18 protein-coding genes are annotated in these 19348 nt (G+C 39.5%); 6 read left to right on the top strand and 12 right to left on the bottom strand.

The window, feature by feature from the left end; all coding sequences use genetic code 11:
* Positions 1–56: 56 nt before the first annotated feature.
* On the bottom strand, positions 57–2444 hold the full coding sequence (locus FL972_RS00620) for an endonuclease MutS2 (protein WP_144602314.1): 2388 nt from the start codon (positions 2442–2444) through the stop codon (positions 57–59).
* A complete protein-coding gene (locus tag FL972_RS00615; protein WP_144602312.1) occupies positions 2444–2794 on the bottom strand; it encodes a DUF4296 domain-containing protein in 351 nt (116 codons plus the stop codon). Before FL972_RS00615 ends, FL972_RS00620 begins: the two co-directional genes overlap by 1 nt.
* Positions 2795–2901: 107 nt before the next feature.
* On the opposite strand from FL972_RS00615, the gene FL972_RS00610 reads away from it, so the two are divergent.
* From FL972_RS00610 to FL972_RS00600, 3 genes are read left to right on the top strand one after another with little or no spacing between them, the layout of a single operon-like run.
* On the top strand, positions 2902–3780 hold the full coding sequence (locus tag FL972_RS00610) for a DUF58 domain-containing protein (RefSeq protein WP_144602310.1): 879 nt from the start codon (positions 2902–2904) through the stop codon (positions 3778–3780).
* On the top strand, positions 3773–4672 hold the full coding sequence (locus tag FL972_RS00605) for a hypothetical protein (protein WP_144602308.1): 900 nt from the start codon (positions 3773–3775) through the stop codon (positions 4670–4672). Before FL972_RS00610 ends, FL972_RS00605 begins: the two co-directional genes overlap by 8 nt.
* Positions 4653–5696: a vWA domain-containing protein gene (locus FL972_RS00600; protein ID WP_144602306.1), complete on the top strand. Its 1044-nt coding sequence runs from the start codon at positions 4653–4655 to the stop codon at positions 5694–5696. Before FL972_RS00605 ends, FL972_RS00600 begins: the two co-directional genes overlap by 20 nt.
* Here the strand turns inward: FL972_RS00600 and FL972_RS00595 are convergent.
* On the bottom strand, positions 5685–6776 hold the full coding sequence (locus FL972_RS00595) for an alkane 1-monooxygenase (protein ID WP_144602304.1): 1092 nt from the start codon (positions 6774–6776) through the stop codon (positions 5685–5687). The genes FL972_RS00600 and FL972_RS00595 overlap by 12 nt on opposite strands.
* Positions 6777–7114: 338 nt before the next feature.
* Between FL972_RS00595 and hemN the strand changes: the two genes are divergently transcribed.
* Positions 7115–8473 (top strand): oxygen-independent coproporphyrinogen III oxidase, encoded by a 1359-nt coding sequence (gene hemN, locus FL972_RS00590; RefSeq protein WP_144602302.1) that lies wholly within the window; start codon positions 7115–7117, stop codon positions 8471–8473.
* Here the strand turns inward: hemN and FL972_RS00585 are convergent, their stop codons facing one another.
* The 9 genes from FL972_RS00585 to FL972_RS00545 all read right to left on the bottom strand — a co-directional run bounded on the left by FL972_RS00585 (position 8474) and on the right by FL972_RS00545 (position 17620).
* The gene (locus FL972_RS00585) at positions 8474–9178 is read right to left on the bottom strand and encodes a sulfite exporter TauE/SafE family protein (protein ID WP_144602300.1); all 705 of its coding nucleotides are present in this window, start codon (positions 9176–9178) and stop codon (positions 8474–8476) included. It abuts the gene before it with no gap.
* Positions 9175–9603: a FixH family protein gene (locus tag FL972_RS00580; protein ID WP_144602298.1), complete on the bottom strand. Its 429-nt coding sequence runs from the start codon at positions 9601–9603 to the stop codon at positions 9175–9177. Before FL972_RS00580 ends, FL972_RS00585 begins: the two co-directional genes overlap by 4 nt.
* Before the next feature lie 2 nt (positions 9604–9605).
* Positions 9606–11027 (bottom strand): cytochrome c oxidase accessory protein CcoG, encoded by a 1422-nt coding sequence (gene ccoG / locus FL972_RS00575; protein ID WP_144602296.1) that lies wholly within the window; start codon positions 11025–11027, stop codon positions 9606–9608.
* A 42-nt stretch (positions 11028–11069) separates the two neighbouring features.
* Positions 11070–11996 carry a cbb3-type cytochrome c oxidase N-terminal domain-containing protein gene (locus tag FL972_RS00570; protein ID WP_144602294.1) on the bottom strand — a complete coding sequence of 309 codons (927 nt, stop codon included), beginning with the start codon at positions 11994–11996 and terminating at the stop codon, positions 11070–11072.
* Positions 11993–12178, bottom strand: coding sequence for a CcoQ/FixQ family Cbb3-type cytochrome c oxidase assembly chaperone (locus tag FL972_RS00565; protein WP_091654736.1), 186 nt, complete (start codon positions 12176–12178; stop codon positions 11993–11995). Before FL972_RS00565 ends, FL972_RS00570 begins: the two co-directional genes overlap by 4 nt.
* Before the next feature lie 11 nt (positions 12179–12189).
* Positions 12190–14316, bottom strand: coding sequence for a cytochrome-c oxidase, cbb3-type subunit I (gene ccoN, locus FL972_RS00560; protein WP_144602292.1), 2127 nt, complete (start codon positions 14314–14316; stop codon positions 12190–12192).
* Positions 14309–14494, bottom strand: coding sequence for a cbb3-type cytochrome oxidase assembly protein CcoS (ccoS, locus tag FL972_RS00555; protein ID WP_144602290.1), 186 nt, complete (start codon positions 14492–14494; stop codon positions 14309–14311). The genes ccoN and ccoS overlap by 8 nt, the downstream gene beginning before the upstream one ends.
* A 1-nt stretch (position 14495) precedes the next feature.
* The gene (locus tag FL972_RS00550) at positions 14496–16928 is read right to left on the bottom strand and encodes a heavy metal translocating P-type ATPase (protein ID WP_144602288.1); all 2433 of its coding nucleotides are present in this window, start codon (positions 16926–16928) and stop codon (positions 14496–14498) included.
* 62 nt (positions 16929–16990) lie between these two features.
* Positions 16991–17620, bottom strand: a complete 630-nt coding sequence (locus tag FL972_RS00545) for a hypothetical protein (RefSeq protein ID WP_144602286.1) — start codon at positions 17618–17620, stop codon at positions 16991–16993.
* A 370-nt stretch (positions 17621–17990) separates the two neighbouring features.
* Between FL972_RS00545 and FL972_RS19505 the strand changes: the two genes are divergently transcribed.
* Both FL972_RS19505 and FL972_RS00535 read left to right on the top strand, forming a co-directional pair.
* On the top strand, positions 17991–18350 hold the full coding sequence (locus tag FL972_RS19505; RefSeq protein WP_144602284.1) for an ISAon1 family transposase N-terminal region protein: 360 nt from the start codon (positions 17991–17993) through the stop codon (positions 18348–18350).
* A gap of 29 nt (positions 18351–18379) precedes the next feature.
* A complete protein-coding gene (locus FL972_RS00535; RefSeq protein ID WP_144602282.1) occupies positions 18380–19315 on the top strand; it encodes an ISAon1 family transposase in 936 nt (311 codons plus the stop codon).
* Positions 19316–19348 lie beyond the last annotated feature (33 nt).

Genomic DNA, 19348 nt, shown 5'->3' with positions numbered 1-19348 from the left:
ATACGCAAAGTCAACTCTTTCATTCCCGTTTGTGAAGCTCTAATTCATGAATGTTTTTATTTCAATGTCACCAAAGTAACTCCGGCTCCTCCCCTGTCTGCATGTTCATCCTCCATTTTTTTGACAGGCCCCATAGTCCTAAGGAGGTTCCTTGTAATTTCTCTCAGAATTCCATCTCCCTTTCCGTGAACTATCCTCAAATCTTTCACACCAAGCATATATCCCTCATCAATAAAAGTTTGAACCAAGCTTAATACCTCTTCCCCTCTTTTTCCTCTCAAGTCCAAGTTGGGAGAAAAATCCATCATCTTTTGGTTCGTATTAAATCCTGACCTAGTGCTTGAAGCTTTGGTCTCCTTTTTAACCTGACTTTGAGAGATTTTTTCAAGGCGAGACAATTTCACTGTGGACTTCAATTCTCCAATAGAAATATCTACTTCTTTATTTCTCAATTGTAAAACTTGGGCAATCGCTCCATTATCCTTCAAACGAACCCAATCGCCAGTTTCAATTTTACCTCCCAAAACAGTGATACCAGGCTCTTTAACCACTACTTTTTCCGGCTTAATTTCCTCTTTGAAGCTTTCCAATTCCTTCCTCACCTTTTTGGTAGCTTCCTTTTCAGCCTTTCCTTCTTTGATCTCCCGAATGGTTGCTTCAATTTTCTTATTGGTTTCGTCCAATAGGCGTTTGGCCTCCTGTTTCGCTTCCTGTATATAGCGTTTTTTCGTTTGCTCGAGAGTTTCTTTTAGCTCATTGTATTCCTTCAGTCTGGTCTGAAGCAATTTTTCCTTGGATTTTACCTCTGTAAGGAGCCCTGAATATTGATTTTTTTCGTTCTCCAATTGAGTCAGAAGTCTATCATACCTCACTCTTTCTTCACCGATCTGGGATTTGGCATAATTCAGAATTTCCTTCGAGATCCCAATTTTGGAAGCAATTTCGAGCGCAAAAGAAGAGCCTGGCTTTCCAATCTCCAATTGGTACATGGGTTCCAATTTTTCCACATCATAGCGCATGGCACCATTGACCAAGCCTTGATTTTTGTTGGCTGCTTGTTTGAGGTTACCATAGTGAGTTGTCACAATGCCAAAAGCTCCAGCTTTATTGAGAGCTAATAATATAGATTCCGCAATTGCTCCTCCAAACTGAGGCTCAGTTCCTGTACCGAATTCATCTATAAACAGGATTGTTTTTTTATTGGCAAACTGAGTAAAATGCTTCATGCTCATCAAATGAGAGCTGTAAGTACTCAGATCATTTTCCAAATTTTGCTCATCACCGATGTCAATAAAGAAATTATCAAAAAGGGAGCTTTTTGAATCTGGATGAACCGGAATCAGAATACCGCACTGCAACATATATTGAAGCAATGCCACTGTTTTTAAGGTTACTGATTTTCCTCCTGCATTAGGTCCGGAAATCACCAATAAGCGATTCTGACCCTCCAGATGAATTGATAAAGGTACAATTTTCTTCTGCTGAGACTTTAGCGCCATCTCCAACAGCGGATGTCTCGCATGAGTCCAAGACAAGGTTCTTTCTTTGACAATTACAGGCTTGACGCTTTCGGTTTTCTGGGCAAACTTGGCTTTTGCTCTGATAAAATCAATCAAGCCAAGGTAATTAGTCGCTTTTCTCAAAGCGGGAATTGAAGGCCGAAGTCTATCTGTCAGCTGGGTGAGAATCTTGATGATTTCTCTTCGCTCCATGTATTCCAAATCCCGGATTTCATTATTGATATCCAAAGCTTCTTCAGGCTCCATGAAAACGGTCTGACCAGTAGCAGATTCATCGTGAATAAAACCTCTCAGCTTCCTTTTGTTCTCAGCAGCAACGGGAATCACCATTCTCCCAGAACGTATAGTAATCGCAGAATCTTCAGGTGTTAGGCCTTTAGCGCGGGCTTCCTTGAAGATCCTATCCATGACCTTTCGCAGTCTGCCTTCCTCATAAATGATTTGATTTCTGATCAATTGCAATTCCTTACTTGCATTGCTTCTGATCTGCCCTTTTTCATCAACCACCAATTCGATGGCTTTTAGCAAACCCAGATCCAGATCCAAGACCAAACCCAGCAATTGACTTAATGCAGGATAGGATTCTCCGTATTTGGAAAAAAACTTGATGCAACCCTGAAGCGTATTCAGGGATAATTTGACTTCATGAAATTCCTCCTGATCCAAAAAAGCTCCCTCAAGCTTGGCTTTTTCCAAATAGGGGTTCAGGTTAGTAAAATTGGAAGCAGGAAAGCTCTCTCCTGAAATCAGAATATCCAAAAACTCCTGAGTCTGGTCCAATAATTTATTAACCAGTTTGGGATCAGAAGAAAAAGCCACTTTGTCCACATACTCCATCCCCAAAGAAGAGGAGCATTCAGCCTTGAGTAGCTCTTTGATTTTTTTGAAATTTATTTTCTTCTCTAAATTCGAAGGATATAGCATTACATTTTTTCTTCACTGGTTGGATTGGATTCTCTTACTACCAGAGAATCTATCACACGGGCATACATTTGATCCATTCTTTCAGGATACTGCAAATAGTACCGCATACTCTCGGTAAAAACCGAATCGCTGGTATCATGTTTTAAAAAAATATCTTTTTCTAAGAGCCTATACAAAGTTTGTGAAGAGTCATAAGGAATGGGTAAAGCACTGGCCACTCCTTCAGTCAGGTGAATATCAATTAAAACACTGACCATCTGATCCTCAGACAAAAGCCCATCAGGCTTATTGGATCTCCCGCAGGAAAGGGCCGTAGAAATCAAAAGAAATAGAATTAATAATCGTCTCACAATCCAAAATTAGGTTTTTTTAACGGATAATCTTACTACCCTTCCTGTAAGGGAAATTTTATAATTGAACTGATAAGCATAACTTAGGCGGTTCAAATCACCAATCCATGGACCAGCTATTCAGTAAGCTAAGAAAGTACGAGATTATGATCCGGAAGGTGGCAAATAATCACCTGCAAGGCGAATACCAATCCTTATTTAAAGGCTCAGGACTGGAATTTGACGATTTGAGACCCTATCAATACGGAGATGACGTAAGGACGATTGAGTGGAAGGTTTCTGCCAAAGGTCATGGAACCTTTGTAAAAACTTTCAAAGAGGACAAAGAACAGTCAGTTTATTTTCTCCTAGATATATCCGGTTCTCAGGATATAGGTCAGCCGGGTCAAAAAAAAATCGACCAGGGCAAAGTCATTGCAGGGGTATTGACTCTGGCAGCTATTTTTGAAGGAAGCCAGGTGGGTTTAATTAGTTTTTCCGATCAAAAAGAAAAAATCATCCTTCCATCAAAAGGTGGAAAGCAGGGAGTAAAAATGATCAGAGGGATTTTTGATCATCAAAATAACTCTCTGAAAACTGACCTGAACGCCTTATTTACCTTTACGCTCAATCTGATTAAAAAGAGAAGCATTATTGTAGTGATTTCTGACTTTATAGATGAGGGTTACGAACGATCGTTCAGAGCTATGGCGGAGCGTCATGACCTTGTCGCCATACAATTAACAGACCCCAGAGAGTCCGCACTCCCTGCTTTGGGGATTATTCCTGTTTATGATAAAGAAAAAGGTAAAACTACATGGGTAAATACAGCTTTTGGAAGCTTTTCAAGAAAAATCTCTGAAACCTTTACAACCGAAAGAGATCATTTGAGAGAGATTTGCAAGAAAAATCAAATCAACTATCTATCCATAGACACTACGCAGGATATTGTCATGCCATTGATTGAATTATTTAAGTACAGAAATAAAAGCATGAAACGTGGGTAAGAGGTTACTGTTTTTGATTCTATTTCTGGGGAATTTACTTTATGTCTCAGCACAAGAGGTAAAGGTAGAAGGCTATTTCCTACAAGATTCTGCCAAATTGGGAGAAAGGGTTGGTTATGTTTTGAAAGCCAGCTACCCTAAAGAAAAGCAATTGATTTTTCCTGATTCTGTCTATGATTTCAGTCCTTTTGTTTTGCTTGAAAAGAAAACTTTTATCTCGAGCACTAAGGAATCAATGACCGTTGACAGTGCCGTGTATTACCTTTCGAATTTTGAGTTAGATCCAAGCCTTTTTTTGACACTGCCTGTTTATGAGCTCAATCGATACGATAGTGTGGCCCATTTTCCTCTAGAAGCTGAGTTAAAACTCAAACTGACTTTGGACAGTATTCCCGAACAGCTTGTCTTTCAGGAAAACAATGTATACCAACCCATAGAGAAAAAATGGAATTGGCTGTTATTTGGAGGTATCGCTCTAATTGCCATCCTAGGATTAGGTGTGTTCTTCTGGCTCTTTGCGGATAGAATTAAGAAAATATGGAACGAACGCAATGAAAAAAGACGTTGGAAACGCTTCCAGAAGAGATGGGCTGCAGCCACTCAAAACCTTAAAAATGAAAACTCCATGAACGCAGCTGATGAGCTTCTAGGCTTGTGGAAAGGATACATGGAAAGTATCACCAACCTTCCAATAAAAGAGTGGACATCAAGTGAAATTGGAGAAAAGCTGGAAGACATCAGAATTTTCAGTTCTCTCAGAAGTATTGAAATGATTATTTACGCTGGAAAAACTTTAGAAATACAAGAAGCATCTGATTACCTGTTGGAGGTAGCACAGGAAAAATTTCATGAAAAGTTAAGCAAAATCAAGCATGTTAGAGCAAATCACTGAGTTCTTTAGCTGGTCTTGGTTTTTGCCAGAGACCTTTAAAACTTATGAATGGGAAAACCCTATCCTTCTCAATTTGATTTGGATAATTCCTCTTTTTATGCTTATCAGGAAGTTTATCAAATTTTTGAAAAACCCTGTTCTCGAACTCTCCCTTCCAAAAAGAATAGCCAAGTACAACCCTTGGACCTACTTACGGTTGATTCCAACTGGTTTTTTCCTTCTAGCGCTATTCATGATTGTGATTGCTTTGGCCAGACCTCAGCGGAGCAATGAAAAGGTGGAACAATACACGGAGGGTATAGATATCATGCTGGTTTTGGACATTTCTGAATCCATGGATTTGCAGGACTTCAGCCCTAACCGATTGGAAGCAGCCAAAAGAACTGCTATAGATTTCATCAGCGGGAGAATTGGAGACAGAATCGGAATGGTAGTCTTTGCAGGAGAAGCCTATTCTCTGGCCCCATTGACCAATGATTACAAGCTTTTGACCGAGTTGATTTCCGAAATTTCCTTCAATATGATGGAAGCTAAAGGTACGGCAATTGGTTCTGCCATAGCATCCGGCACTAACCGTATGAAAGAGGCTGAATCCGTTTCCAAGGTGATGATTTTGCTTAGTGATGGTGAAAGTAATGCAGGAAATGTTGATCCATTATTTGCAGCTCAGCTTGCCTCCGCTTTAGGAATTAAAATCTACACCATTGCGGTAGGTAAAGATGGAATGGTCCCTTATGGAACTGATTTCTTTGGCAGACCACAAATGGTCGAAAGCTATCTAGATGAAACAACGCTCAGGGAAATAGCCAAACTAACTGAAGCTCAGTTTTTCAGAGCTTCCGATGGCAATGCATTACAAGGTATTTTTGACCAGATCGACAGTTTGGAGAAAACCGAAATCATGGAAAACCGCTATAGGGAAACCACCGATTACTACAGGGTGTATTTGTTCTGGGGGATTCTTTTATTCTTCTTCTGGATGGTCCTCAAAAGCAGTTTCCTCAACAACTTCCTACTGGACTGATTCCCGAAAGGTTTTTTCTCTCCAATTTTGCAGCAACGGGTTCATCATTGCAAACCATAGAGGCGGAAAAAAGGCTACCAATATCATCGCAGAGTATCCAGCTGGCAACTGTGGACTTTCTTCATAATGATTTAAGACCTGATAAGGTTTGTAAGCATATGCATGATGATCCGAATGCCGTTGAAGTTGAAAGAGTAAAAAATTACTCACCGTATGATTGGCATTCCAAGAATGTAATGGGGTGACTTTTTCATAAAAACCATTGGCCAATTTCTTCCTTTCCATTCCATAATGCTCCAAGTAATTAACAGCTTCAAGTAGACTAAAACCCAAAATACTTTGAGCCAAAAAGAATAGAGGGAGTTCCCAAATCAACCTGTCGAAAAATATAGAGAAGCCTCCTGTAACTAGGACTATAAAAATAATCGGTAAAAGAGTAAACCGAATCATTTGATTTTTCCAGGAAGCCAGAGGAATGCTTTTCTTTTTCAATCTTTCGGCTTCTAATTTCCAAGCACTCAAATACCCATCCTTTACAGACCTGAACCAAAAACGGTAAAAATTTTCCCCAAATCTACTTGTTGCCGGATCTTCCGGAGTAGCTACTCTAACGTGATGACCACGATTGTGCTCGATAAAAAAGTGCATATAGCAAACGCACATCAATAATATCTTTGCGTAGAACTGCTCCAATTTTTCAGCTTTGTGACCTAACTCGTGGGCTACTGTAATTCCAATCCCTCCAGTGATCAAAGCCATTCCGCTGGTAAAAGCTAGCCATTCCCACCAGCTAAAATCGACTTTAGAAACCTGGAAAAAGGCCCAAATTAAAACTGCTAATTGAACATATACCCATCCAAAAGTCACCACTTTATAAAAGCGCTCCTTGGCAACTTTTGAAATAAATTCTTTGGGAATGTTAGTACTGTCTTTTTTCACCAAAAAATCCATCAATGGAACCAGTACAAAAACAAATACATGAATTATAAAAAGGCCAATACCTCCCAGGTAAAATCCGAGAATGAATAATACAGGAAGAATTAAAGCACTAAAAAAACCGATCTTTTTAAGATTTTTCATTTCTCATTTGCTGATAGAACAATTTACTCTTTTTCCTTCATCTTTGGAATAGCTGCTTTTCTCATAAAAACAAAGGATGAAATCGAGCATGTCGGAGCCGACACACACTGAGATGCCCCCATGTATCGGGAAAAATATACGAGATTCCATATGGCCCTTAAAAAACAAATATATCATATGGCATAACCGATCTCATTCCTTAGCAGAAGAATTCCCACTCGATACACTTTGAAACGGTTTTTGGAAAAACCACAAAATGATTTTTATCAGTTTTCCGACTTACCTCTGTCAATATTTACTGGCCGTAAGAATCAGACATTTGAAAAAATTATTTCCATATGACAATTCAGCCAGAATTAATTCAAAAGTATAACTCCCCTGCACCAAGATATACCAGCTATCCCACTGTTCCGCTTTGGGAAAATAACATCCAACCCAACCATTGGTCTCAATTAGTTGATCAAGCATTCCAGATATATGGAAAGGAGGAAGGAATATCTTTATATATCCACTTACCATTTTGCGAAAGTCTATGTACCTATTGTGGATGTAACAAAAGAATCACAAAAAACCATGATGTAGAAAATCCATATTTAGAAAGTTTATTGAAAGAGTGGGAAAATTATTTGAACATTTTCCATGAAAAACCGAAGTTGGCTGCTATTCACTTGGGTGGTGGAACACCCACTTTTTTTTCTGCAGAAAATCTTTTCACCTTTCTAAAAAAACTCATTGAATCTTGTGAAATCTTACCGGAAAAAGAGTTCAGCTTTGAAGGTCATCCCAATAATACCAGCTTAGAGCATTTGAAAAAACTGGCAGAATTGGGGTTTGATCGAGTTAGTTTCGGGATTCAGGATTTTGATCCTTTGGTGCAGAAAACCATCAATCGAATTCAACCTTTTGAGCGGGTACAAGAAGCTGTGGAGAATGCCCGATCAGTTGGATTTAAATCCATAAATTTTGATTTGATTTATGGTCTTCCCTGTCAAAATGAAGAAACTTTAAGCTGTACTTTCGAGGCGGTCCAAGAATTAAAACCCGACAGAATAGCTTTTTACTCCTATGCCCACGTACCTACTTCTTTCCCTGCTCAAAGAAGTTATGAATCGCACTTACCCAATGAAATTGAAAAGCGGAGCCTCTACGAATTAGGCAAAAGCCTTTTGATCAAAATGGGCTATACGGAAATTGGAATGGATCATTTTGCTTTACCAAAAGATCCACTGAATCTAGCTAGACAAAGTGGAAAACTCCACCGAAATTTCATGGGCTACACCACTTCCAAATCAAAAATCTTAATAGGATTAGGAGCAAGTAGCATCTCTGACATTTATATTGCCTATGCTCAAAATCAAAAGTCAGTCGAACTTTACCAAAATGAAATTTCCAAAGCAAATTGGCCAATTGTAAAAGGGCATTCCCTTACAGAAGAAGACCTGTTGGTAAAAGAAATTATCTTAGACTTGATATGTAAACAAGCTGCTTTTGTTCCAGTAAATATCTGGTCTCAATTGTCAGATTCCAGCCTTGAAAATTTAAGGGATATGGAAATCGAGGGTATGATAAATATAATGGGTAAAACTATTCAGATTACAGAATTAGGTATAGCCTTTATTCGCATCATCTGCATGCAGTTTGATTTGCGGCTACAACATAGACAAGAGGAGGTTTTCTCCTTCAGTAAAGCTATCTGATTAGCGGCACATGGTAATTTCCACCTGTTGGGATCCAAAATTGAACACTTGCAAATCAGGACTTAAAAGATGTATTCCAAGACCTAGTCCCCGAAAAATAAACACAATTCCAATGATCACTCCCAGGTACGGAATGAGTCGTTGGAATTGTATTCTTTTACTCATAGAAAGGAATTTACCTGAAAGCATCAATGCCATCAATAAAGGCATGGTGCCCAGTCCAAAGAAAAACATATAAATAGCTCCATATATTGGGCTTTGAAATCCCAAAGCAGCTACCAAGGCTAAATAAACCATTCCGCAGGGCAATAGTCCATTTGCCAATCCAGTTCCAAAAAAAGCCAAAGCACCACCTCTTTTAAGGAAAAACGAAAGTTGTGCTTTTACCCATAAAACAAGTCTATTTAGGATACCTAGAGACGAAATATTTTCAGATTGCCTGAAAAGCAATGATAAGAAAATAAGAAATAAACCAATCAGGATAGAAAAGCCCTGCTGGAATCCTGCAAGGGATAGACTGAATCCCAGGCTCCCGACAATCAATCCCAAAAAAGCGTAGGTGAAGCTTCTACCCAGGTTATAAAAAAATTTATTCCATAAGAACTGATTAGAGCCTGAATTTCCAATAGCTAAAGCAATAGGCCCACACATTCCCACACAGTGAAAGGAGCTCAAAAAACCTAGGGCTAAGGCTGTCCAAATCATTTTAGAGAGATTTTCTTTTCCTGATAATATGATTCCCCGTTTTCTTGCCAGCTCAATTGAGCTTTCCAATAACCAGCTTGAAGATTTCGAATAGATACTGTCTTTTCATTTTCTTCTTTTATTTCTACTGTTAATTTCTGATCCAGTTTAGAATCCGAAGGTCGAAATAAGTGAAGTATGCCTGTTGCTCCCACCGGAAGATCTAAAAAGAGGCTTTGATTTTCCACATCAAACTGAAGCACTTCTCTTTCAAGAGCCAATGTGGACTTTTCCTTATCTATTTGATCCTGATAGTTAATTTCGGCCTCATAATAATTTTCAGTAACCAACTCTATCCCTTCCATTCGGACAGATATTACCACCATGGTCATGATTATGACAATGAATCCAATAATGGCTAATAAAATACCTTTTCCCCAATCCATAATTATTGCTTTTTGGCTACTGGAGCCATGAAACTTGTATTTATCTGATCTATTTCTTCTCCTTCATGAATCAATGATAAATTCACTTTTTCTTGAGGAACACTTACTTTTGCCTGTTTTTTGACCAGAAAGAATCTTCCTTCGACCTTTGACTGTGGTTGCAACACCAAATTTGATGTACCTACCAACTCCACTGATACATCTTCTGATAAAGACTGCAGGTCTACAGACTGTTCCTGAAAGGTCTTATTGATAAGAGTGATTTGATAAAGATTTGAGACAGTTCCATTATCTCGCATTTGATAGGTCATGCCAGGAAATCTGGTGACCGTTGCTTCAAGGTCTTCCCTTGTCGCTATCAGAGACACAAAACCTAGAATCAATACAATCAAAACCAAAGAATAAGCTTTTACTCGGGTAGACATTAGTTTTTGCTCGCCTTTCTGAATACTGTTTTCAGATGCATACCTAATCAAACCCTTAGGCCTATCTACTTTTAGCATCACTTCGTCACAGGCATCGATGCAGGCCGTGCAATTGACGCATTCCATTTGAATTCCATTTCGGATATCTATGCCAGTTGGACAAACCTGAACGCAAAGGCTACAATCCACACAATCACCTTTGGGTGAAATTTCAGCTTGACTTTTTCTCAAAGGCCCTCTTGGTTCACCCCTGACGTAATCGTACATGACATTGATAGAGTTATCATCCAAAAGCACTCCTTGAAGCCTCCCATAAGGACAGACAACAAGACAGGCTTGCTCTCTGAACCAGGTAAACACGAACATGAAAATTCCTGAAAAAGCCAATAATCCGACAAATCCAGCCATGTTTTGGGTTGGTGGCTGGGAGACAATCTCCTTTACTTGATCAACTCCAATCAAATATGCCATGACTAAATGGCCTATCAGTAATGAAATAATTGCGAAAACAAGCAGTTTTACTCCTTTCTTAACTATCTTCTCTACTGACCATGGTCCCTCATTGAGGGTTCTTTGCCTGTTGGCATCTCCCTCTATAGCATTTTCAATTTTCCTAAATACCATTTCCATAAAGAGCGTTTGAGGGCAAGCCCATCCACACCAGACTCTTCCAAAAATGACTGTAAACAGGATGATGAAAACCATGAAAATCAATAAGAGGAAAATCAATAAGTGAGTATCCTGTGGCCAAAACACAGCTCCGAAAATGATAAACTTCCTTTCAAAAATATTGAATAGCAACCATGGTCTTCCATCTACTTGAATAAATGGCCCCGCAAATAAAACAATCAATAAGAGCCATGATAGGTAAGTTCTATATCGGTAAAATATCCCTGATACTTTTTTGGGATACACCCAGTTCCTCTTCCCATCCTCTTTGACAGTTGCCAAAGCATCACGAAAGTTTTCTGGATTAGTATGAGGGTTTTTCTTAGCCATATTTGGAGTATGGCTGCCAGATTTCTAGCCTGGCAGCCTTAATTAATTTAAAGCGATGATCGCTGTACTATCAGAAGCTAATTCTTCTGGTTGGATTGCTTCTTGGACAAATAATTCTCCCTGAGGATCTTTTGGGTTTGCTGGAGTCGAACCCTTAAGACTCAAAATGAAGCTGGATACTTGCTGAATCTCAACCGGTGATAATTGATCTTCCCAAGGAACCATTCCTTTGCTGACAACTCCATACTTTACAATTTTAAATACATCTTGGATGCTTCCTCCATGTATCCAAAATTCATCTGTCAGATTTGGACCAACTCCCCCGCCTCCGTCAGAGGCATGGCAAGCAGCACAATTTGCCTCAAAAATGGATTTACCCGAACTCAAAGCAGCTCCTGACTCGTCAAACACCACACTACTTTCGTCAATAGATGCCATCATAGTGGCCTTTCGTGCTTCCGCAGCTATTGCTTCTAATTGAAGTTCCTCTTCATATTCTTCAACTCCTGTTTTTCCAATGCCCAAAACAGAGTAGTTCACGAAATATCCAACTCCAAATGCGATTGTCAGGATAAATACCCATTGCAGCCATGGAGGCATAAAATTGTCCAGTTCGGTTATCCCATCGTAAGAATGATCCGCCATCACTTTGGCTTTTTCATCCTTACTTCCTACCTCTGGCAATTTCCCTGTCACAAAACGCTCTTTGAATTTCTCCCACCAACTCGGTTCTTTTGCCATTTCGGGATTCTCTTTTTTCAAGACTGCCACCATGAAAGACATCAGGTAAACCATCAATATCAGTAGTAGAATGATAACCAGGAGCACTATTCCAAGGATAATTAATAGAGTAATCTGGCCAGAATCCATGGATTGAAGGGTGGTATACCAATTGGACTCTGCTGTTTGTGCCCATGACTTAGAATTTGCAAGGGCTAATAATGCTAAACTCAAGCTTAACTTTTTCATGGCTGTTCACTGGTTAAATGATCATCATTTTCCATAGGAAGAGATTTCATGTGGTCCTCCAAATCCTTTGGCATCCGAAATACCCAAAAGAACACTCCAAGGAAAAACAAAACGAATATGAGTAAGGAAATCACTGGATAGATTTCAATATTCTCTATAGATCTTAAGACTTCTTTATACATGATTTCCTAATTTAATTTTCTGCTGTAGCTTTGATATCTGTGCCCAATCGCTGCAAATAGGCAATCATGGCCACTATTTCTGTATGAGGAAGTGTTTCTACACCTGCCTCTTTCAAGTTGGAAACGATACGATTAGCCTGTACGTCCAAATCTTCCATCGCCTTCTCATCATACCCTTCCGGATAAGGAACACCCAGTTTTTGGAGAGTTCTGATCTTCGCAGGCAAATCCGAATAATCCATGATGTTCTCTGTCATCCATGGGTAAGGAGGCATCAAAGAGCCCGGAGACATAGAGGATGGATCTTGCATGTGGAAGTAATGCCAAGAATCTGGGTATTTCCCTCCTACTCTGTGAAGGTCAGGACCAGTTCGTTTGGATCCCCATAAAAATGGTCTATCATAGACAAATTCTCCCGCCTTGGAATATTCTCCATAACGCTCAGTCTCAAACCTAAATGGTCGGATCATTTGAGAATGGCAACCAACACATCCATTTTTGATGTAAAGGTCTCTCCCCTCCAACTCCAATGGAGTGTAAGGTTTAACCGAGGAAATAGTTGGGACATTGGATTCAACCAATATGGTTGGAATAATTTCAATAGCTCCCCCTATGGCTATAGCAATGGTCGCCAAGACTGTAAAGAAAATAGGCTTTCTTTCCCATGCACGATGCCAAAATTCGCCTGTTGCATTATAGGAAGGTGCCAAAGCCGGAGCCTGATCTTCTTCATATTCTTGAAATACTCCCTTTTGAGCTGTTTTATACATGTTGTATACCATGATAATTGCCCCAATGAGATACAGTAATCCACCAAAGGCTCTCAAAATATACATAGGTACAAGCTCCACAACCGTCTGAAGAAAGTTTCCATAGGCAAGCCTTCCCATTTCATCAAACTCTCTCAACATTAAAAACTGAGTCAATGCCGCGACATACATAGGAAGGGCATAGAATATTATCCCCAGGGTACCGATCCAGAAATGCGTATTAGCTAATTTTTGAGAATAAATGGTGGTTTTAAATAATCTTGGCCACATCCAATACAGCATACCAAATGTTAGGAAACCATTCCATCCCAAACCTCCTATGTGGACGTGTGCTACGATCCAGTCTGTATAGTGGGCGATGGCATTGACATTTTTCAAGGAAAGCATAGGGCCCTCAAATGTGGCCATTCCATAAGCTGTAACTGCCACCACCATAAATTTGAGTACTGGCTCGTTTCTTACTTTATCCCAGGCTCCTCTCAAAGTCAGGAGTCCATTGACCATACCGCCCCATGAAGGTGCAATCAACATCACAGAAAATGCGACGCCTAATACTTGAGCCCATTCTGGAAGGGCTGTGTAAAGTAAGTGGTGGGGACCAGCCCACATATAAATGAAGATTAAAGACCAGAAATGGACAATAGAAAGCTTATAAGAGTAAACAGGTCTATTGGCAGCCTTTGGTAGAAAGTAATACATCAGCCCCAAGAATGGGGTAGTCAGGAAAAATGCCACAGCATTATGTCCATACCACCATTGCACCAAAGCATCCTGTACACCTGCATAAGCTGAATAGCTTTTGGTCCATGAAACCGGCAGTTCCAAGGAATTGAAAATGTGAAGTACAGCAACCGTAATAAATGATGCCAAATAGAACCAAATGGCCACATACATGTGTCTTTCCCTTCGCTTTAATATGGTTCCAATCATATTGGCGCCAAATGCAACCCAAACTAAGGCTATGGCAATATCAATTGGCCATTCCAGTTCAGCGTATTCTTTTGAAGTGGTCAACCCCAATGGGAGTGTAATAGCAGCAGCCAGTATAATTAGCTGCCAACCCCAAAAGTGGAACCAACTCAGGCCTTTGTTCCACATCGGAGTTTTGAGCAATCTTGGCATGGAATAATAAATTCCAGCAAAAATTGCATTTCCGACGAAGGCAAAGATGACTGCATTAGTATGGAGAGGTCTGATTCTTCCAAACGTAGTGTAAGGATTACCTAAATTGGCCTCGGGAAGGAATAGCTGAGTAGCGGCTATTACCCCCACCAGCATGCCTACCAGGCCCCAAATAATCGTAGCAGCTCCAAAATATTTGACAATCTTATTGTCGTAATGGAACCGTTCCAGCGTAGCATCATTCATAGGACTTTGGTTTTGTTGATTGTTTTTTTGTTGCTTTTTTATGAGAATCAAATAGAATTCGAACTGATGGGGTATAATCATCATCAAACTGACCATCCTTCATTGCTCTGAAAAAGAGCCAAAGGAAAGTCACGGCGAGAATTAAGCTGATGGCTATCAATAGAAATATTACTTCCATACTAGGTCGATTTTTGAATAATTAGACCTTTTTTCCACGCCAGGAAATTGGTACTAAGTGTAGTAAATAGCACCACGGATATACTGCTCACTGGCATCAAAACAGCACAAATCACTGGACTTAGAAGCCCCTGAACAGCAAGACTAACTCCCACTACATTATAGAGAAGGCTTAGTCCAAAACTTGCTTTGATTATATTTCTGGACTGCTTTGCGAAATCCAGATAATCGGATATGCTTCTCATAGAATCTGAACTCAAGATGGCATCACTTGCTGGCGAAAAATGACTGACCTGATCAGTGATTGCTATTCCAACATTGCTCTCCTGTAAAGCCCCGGCATCATTCAGCCCATCACCAATCATCAGCGTTTCCTTACCTGATGTATTCAAGTCCCTCAGATAATTCATTTTATCCTTTGGGCTTTGCAAAAAGTTGTATTGGATGTCCTTCCCAAGCTTGGCTTTCAATGAACCCAATTCATGAGGATGATCTCCAGATAATACATGTATTTCATATTTTCCTTGGAGAGCCTTCACCACATCTTCCAACCCTTCTCTTAAGCCAGATTGGATATGAAAATAGCCTATTGTCACTCCCTCAACCTGAAAGAAAACTAGGTTACCAAGCTCTTCCAACTCTCCATTATTGGAACCGGTGAAATCACTGGAGCCAATTTTTATTTCCTGATTTTTATAGATAGCTCTCAAGCCATTTCCCTTGATTTCCTCAAAGTTTTCTATTTCCAAAGCAGAAATATTCCCTAACCATTGATTGATTCTAATACTTAATGGATGAGCTGACTTAGAAACCAGAGACTTGATCAGTGATTTTGTTTCCTTTGAGAGAGGCTCGCCATGAAAATTTATTTTTGCTTGACTTGGAGATGTGAGCGTTCCCGTTTTGTCAAATACTACCGTATCGATTATAGCTAGCCTTTCTACTACGCTGGCATTTTTCAAATAGAATTTCCCCCTACCAAAAATTCGAAGCGTATTGCCTAAGGTAAATGGAGTAGACATTGCCAAAGCACATGGGCAAGCTACAATCAATACAGAGACAAAACTTTTTACGGCAATTGAAAAATCAGTAAAGGACCAAAAAAGTAAAGCTGAGACTGAGATGAAAATAACAATCCAAGTAAATGAAGCCGAAATCTTGTTTGACAGCGGTTCTAAAAGCTTATCTTTTTTCTTTTCAAAAGCCTCATTATTCCATAAATCAGTCAAATAACCTTGAGAAGGAGATTTTTGAACTGTCAATAAAATAGGATCTCCTAGTTGTCTTCCCCCTGCAAAAATCAAGTCGCCTTTTTTCTTCGGAACAGGTACCTCTTCACCAGTTACAAAACTGTAATCAATATTGGCTGATTCGCATAAAAGAATAGAGTCAGCCGGAATAAGCTCTTCATTTCTGACACGGATTAGATTTCCCACTTCTAGTTTTCTCAGCGGGATCACTTCTTCTACATCCTGAGAAAGTCGGGTTATGGCTATTGGGAAATAGGATTTGTAATCTCTGTCAAACTCTAGAGTAGCAAAGGTTTTTTGCTGGTAAATCTTTCCTAATAGAAGGAAAAACAATAACCCTCCCAAGCTGTCCATATAGCCAGCATTACCCACAATTAAAATTTCCCAAAGGGAATAAAAAAACAAGGCAATGATTCCCAAGACTATTGGAACATCCATATTGATTCTCTTCTGTCTCAGGGAATTCCAAGCCGATAAGTAATAATCATTCGCAGAATAGAGCACTACCGGCAGCGCCAATACCACATTTAGGTAATTAAAAAGTCCTCGAAAATTTTCGGCGATTAAAACAGTTTCAGAGAAATATTCAGGAATGCTAAAGAGCATCATATTTCCAAAGCAAAATCCTGCTACTGCCAGCTTTTTGACAATCCTATTATTCGAATAGTTTTTTTGCTTTTTTTCAAGATTAGCCAAATTGATTCTTGGCTCATATCCTATGGTTGAAAGCAGTTCAACAAGTTCTTTGAGACTTAGCTTCTGATTGGAGAATTTTATTTGAACTTTCTTTTTTATGAAATCTACCCTAGAGGATATAATGCCTGAATGAATGTGAAAAAGGTTTTCCAACAGCCAAATACAGGATGCGCAATGGATTAATGGAATAAAAAAAGTAACATGGCTCTGTTCTTCATTTTGAAAGTCCAGGAGATTCCTTTCTGTTTCTTCATCATTCAGATAGTCAAACCGATTGCTTTTCCCAGTTTGTGATTTTTGGCTTTCTCCCGGAAAAGCTTCTATGTTATAATAATTACATAAATCATTTTCTGCCAAAACCTCATATACCAACTTGCAACCATAACAGCAAAACTGCTTTTCTTCCAATAGAAAATTTTCATTTTCACATGGTTCTCCACAGTGATAGCATTTAACAGCAGGAGGATTTATGGTTGCAGACTTTTTCAAAGCTTTTGAATTAGTGGTGATTAGATACTTGAAGCATGATCAAACTCAGTTTTTTTAACGGCTTATAGTGACAGGTAGAAAGAAAGTTTATCTGACCACCGAGATCCTTTATAAAAGTGGAATAGAACTTTTGCGAGATCAGCTTGATAGCTTTTTGTAGTCACTAAAAGGCTACAATCATGCTTGACTGCATAAGACCAAAAGTCCCCAATCCTGGAAAAATTAAATTTGATAAAGCTCGTTTCTCGGGTAGAATTAGAAACAAGCTCGATTAACTCCTGTTCTTCTCTAATTTTTGATTTTGGGATAAAGCAAGGCGAAATAATAGTGGCTTTGCTTATTGAAATTTGCTTTTTAAAAAGCTGGATAAAATGCTTAATTAAACTCGCGGAGCTAGGTGATCCATCATAATGGAATAGAAGGTGAGCAGTGGAAAAGTCAGGAACAAAAAGCAGGACAGGGATTTCGCATACTTCCTTTTCAAGAGGTTTTGGCATATCATTTCCATGCAACCAATCCAACACTTTATGAAGATCCACGCTAATTAAGCTCGGTTCTTCTTGGGTAAGATCACAGGAAATACTCTCCTTTTTAGCAGGCCAAAATCCAGCTTCCAAAACAGAGCAATGAAACTCTTTCAAATATTCGGAAGGGAGGTGAAATTTTTGGGCGTAGGAGGTTTTCAGTTCCATGTTCTGATTTTTTGGATAATCAAAACTAGGAGTTATGCTAATGGGAAAACCTGACCATTCCCACGAAAGAACATGATAAAAATCAGTTTGGAAAAATCTGGAAGATGTTTAGTGAAATGGGTTTGTTATTGAAAAAAGTGATGAGTAAAGCTTATGTCTAAAATAAAAAATTATTAGTTATTGAGTAATTAGTTATTAAGGATTGAGTTATTTGTTATTGAGTAATTAGCTATTAGAATACCTTTCTCATTGAATTCTTCCCCCTTTCAGCTTTCTCACTTCAGAATTCAGCCTTTCCATGCCTTCTCGTGGATCAGTCCTAAAACTTGGGGGATTTGAGTGAATCGAGTTTCTTTGTTAAAAAAAACAATTGGAAGAAAAGGATTACCTCAGTTTACTTTTGCCTCAGGGGCTTTTGGAATTTTTCAAGGTTACCTCGGCAGCCTTGAAGGACAATGCTTATCATATTTATTTGGAAGAGCTCAACATTCATCCTGAACATCTTCAGGGAGTAAAGCTGGTTTCCAAAGGTTTTTTTGAGGAAGTTACCGTGCAGGATTTCCCCCTGAGGGGTAAAGCTTGTTTCCTGAAAATAAAGCGGAGAAAGTGGTTGAATGAAGAGACGGGAAAGAATGTAAGCAGGGACTGGAATTTGGTAGCTAACGGCACGCGAATGACACAGGAATTCGCGCTTTTTTTAAAAAGGAACGACTGGACTCGTCCCCTGTAAGTTGTAAGAGTCTTGCCGAAAACTTCCATGTGAATGGAAAGGTCCTTGAACATCAGTATGTTTTTCATCTCAGTGACTTTCAGACTTGGTCTCAGAAATTCCATGCCAAGGATTGGATTCTCTTTCCGGAAAATCTGGGCACCCACCTCAGCATTGATGAAACATCCCTTTCTCAGGGAGAACTCTATACCGTACTGACCAATAAAGCCGCCAAAGGCAAAAAGGGAGCGTTGGTTGCTATGATTAAGGGAACTGACAGTGAGCGGGTAATTGATGTGCTGAGAAAATTACCTGAGGGCAAACGAAAGAAAGTCAAGGAAGTGACCCTGGACATGGCTGCCAGCATGGAACGAATTGTTCGCAGGAGTTTTCCTAAAGCACTGTTGGTTACCGACCGCTTCCATGTCCAGCAACTTGTTCATGAGGCCGTACAGGAAATGAGAATTGCCCACAGATGGGAGGCCATCGAGCAGGAAAACAAAGAAATGGAACTGAGCAAAGAGTGTGGCAAGCCGTTTATTCCTAACAAGCTCGAAAACGGAGACACTGAAAAACAGCTTTTGGCAAGGAGTAGATATTTGCTTTTCAAGGCAGAGGATTCCTGGACACCCTCACAGGCACACCGGGCAGAAATACTTTTCTATCGCTATCCTGATCTGGAAAAAGCTTATAAACTGTCCAGGTCTCTGGCCAGAATCTATCAGACCAGCAAAATCAAGGGAGTAGCCTTCACCAAACTAGCTCACTGGTACAACGAAGTGGAACAGGCAGGATTCAAATCCTTCAACACCGTATCCAGAACCATCCAAAATCACTACGAAACCATTCTCAACTTCTTTGAAAACAGAAGCACAAACGCATCGGCTGAATCATTCAATGCAAAAATCAAAGCGTTCAGAGCACAGTTCAGAGGTGTATCAAATGTCGAATTCTTCCTCTTCAGACTTTCCAATATCTATGGATAAAATTTTAGCCTCCCCAGATATTCAGACTGATCC

Source organism: Algoriphagus algorifonticola, from assembly GCF_007655305.1.
Lineage (GTDB): Bacteria > Bacteroidota > Bacteroidia > Cytophagales > Cyclobacteriaceae > Algoriphagus > Algoriphagus algorifonticola.
Note: the sequence above shows the minus strand (reverse complement) of the source record. Positions and strands in the feature narration are given on the sequence as shown.

What these genes read in the sequence shown, in the direction of transcription:
- FL972_RS00620 (WP_144602314.1), bottom strand. Translation starts at nt 2,444, where the DNA reads ATGCTATATCCTTCGAATTTAGAGAAGAAAATAAATTTCAAAAAAATC.
- FL972_RS00610 (WP_144602310.1), top strand. Translation starts at nt 2,902, where the DNA reads ATGGACCAGCTATTCAGTAAGCTAAGAAAGTACGAGATTATGATCCGG.
- FL972_RS00600 (WP_144602306.1), top strand. Translation starts at nt 4,653, where the DNA reads ATGTTAGAGCAAATCACTGAGTTCTTTAGCTGGTCTTGGTTTTTGCCA.
- FL972_RS00595 (WP_144602304.1), bottom strand. Translation starts at nt 6,776, where the DNA reads ATGAAAAATCTTAAAAAGATCGGTTTTTTTAGTGCTTTAATTCTTCCT.
- hemN (WP_144602302.1), top strand. Translation starts at nt 7,115, where the DNA reads ATGACAATTCAGCCAGAATTAATTCAAAAGTATAACTCCCCTGCACCA.
- FL972_RS00585 (WP_144602300.1), bottom strand. Translation starts at nt 9,178, where the DNA reads ATGATTTGGACAGCCTTAGCCCTAGGTTTTTTGAGCTCCTTTCACTGT.
- FL972_RS00580 (WP_144602298.1), bottom strand. Translation starts at nt 9,603, where the DNA reads ATGGATTGGGGAAAAGGTATTTTATTAGCCATTATTGGATTCATTGTC.
- ccoG (WP_144602296.1), bottom strand. Translation starts at nt 11,027, where the DNA reads ATGGCTAAGAAAAACCCTCATACTAATCCAGAAAACTTTCGTGATGCT.
- FL972_RS00570 (WP_144602294.1), bottom strand. Translation starts at nt 11,996, where the DNA reads ATGAAAAAGTTAAGCTTGAGTTTAGCATTATTAGCCCTTGCAAATTCT.
- FL972_RS00565 (WP_091654736.1), bottom strand. Translation starts at nt 12,178, where the DNA reads ATGTATAAAGAAGTCTTAAGATCTATAGAGAATATTGAAATCTATCCA.
- ccoN (WP_144602292.1), bottom strand. Translation starts at nt 14,316, where the DNA reads ATGAATGATGCTACGCTGGAACGGTTCCATTACGACAATAAGATTGTC.
- ccoS (WP_144602290.1), bottom strand. Translation starts at nt 14,494, where the DNA reads ATGGAAGTAATATTTCTATTGATAGCCATCAGCTTAATTCTCGCCGTG.
- FL972_RS00545 (WP_144602286.1), bottom strand. Translation starts at nt 17,620, where the DNA reads ATGGAACTGAAAACCTCCTACGCCCAAAAATTTCACCTCCCTTCCGAA.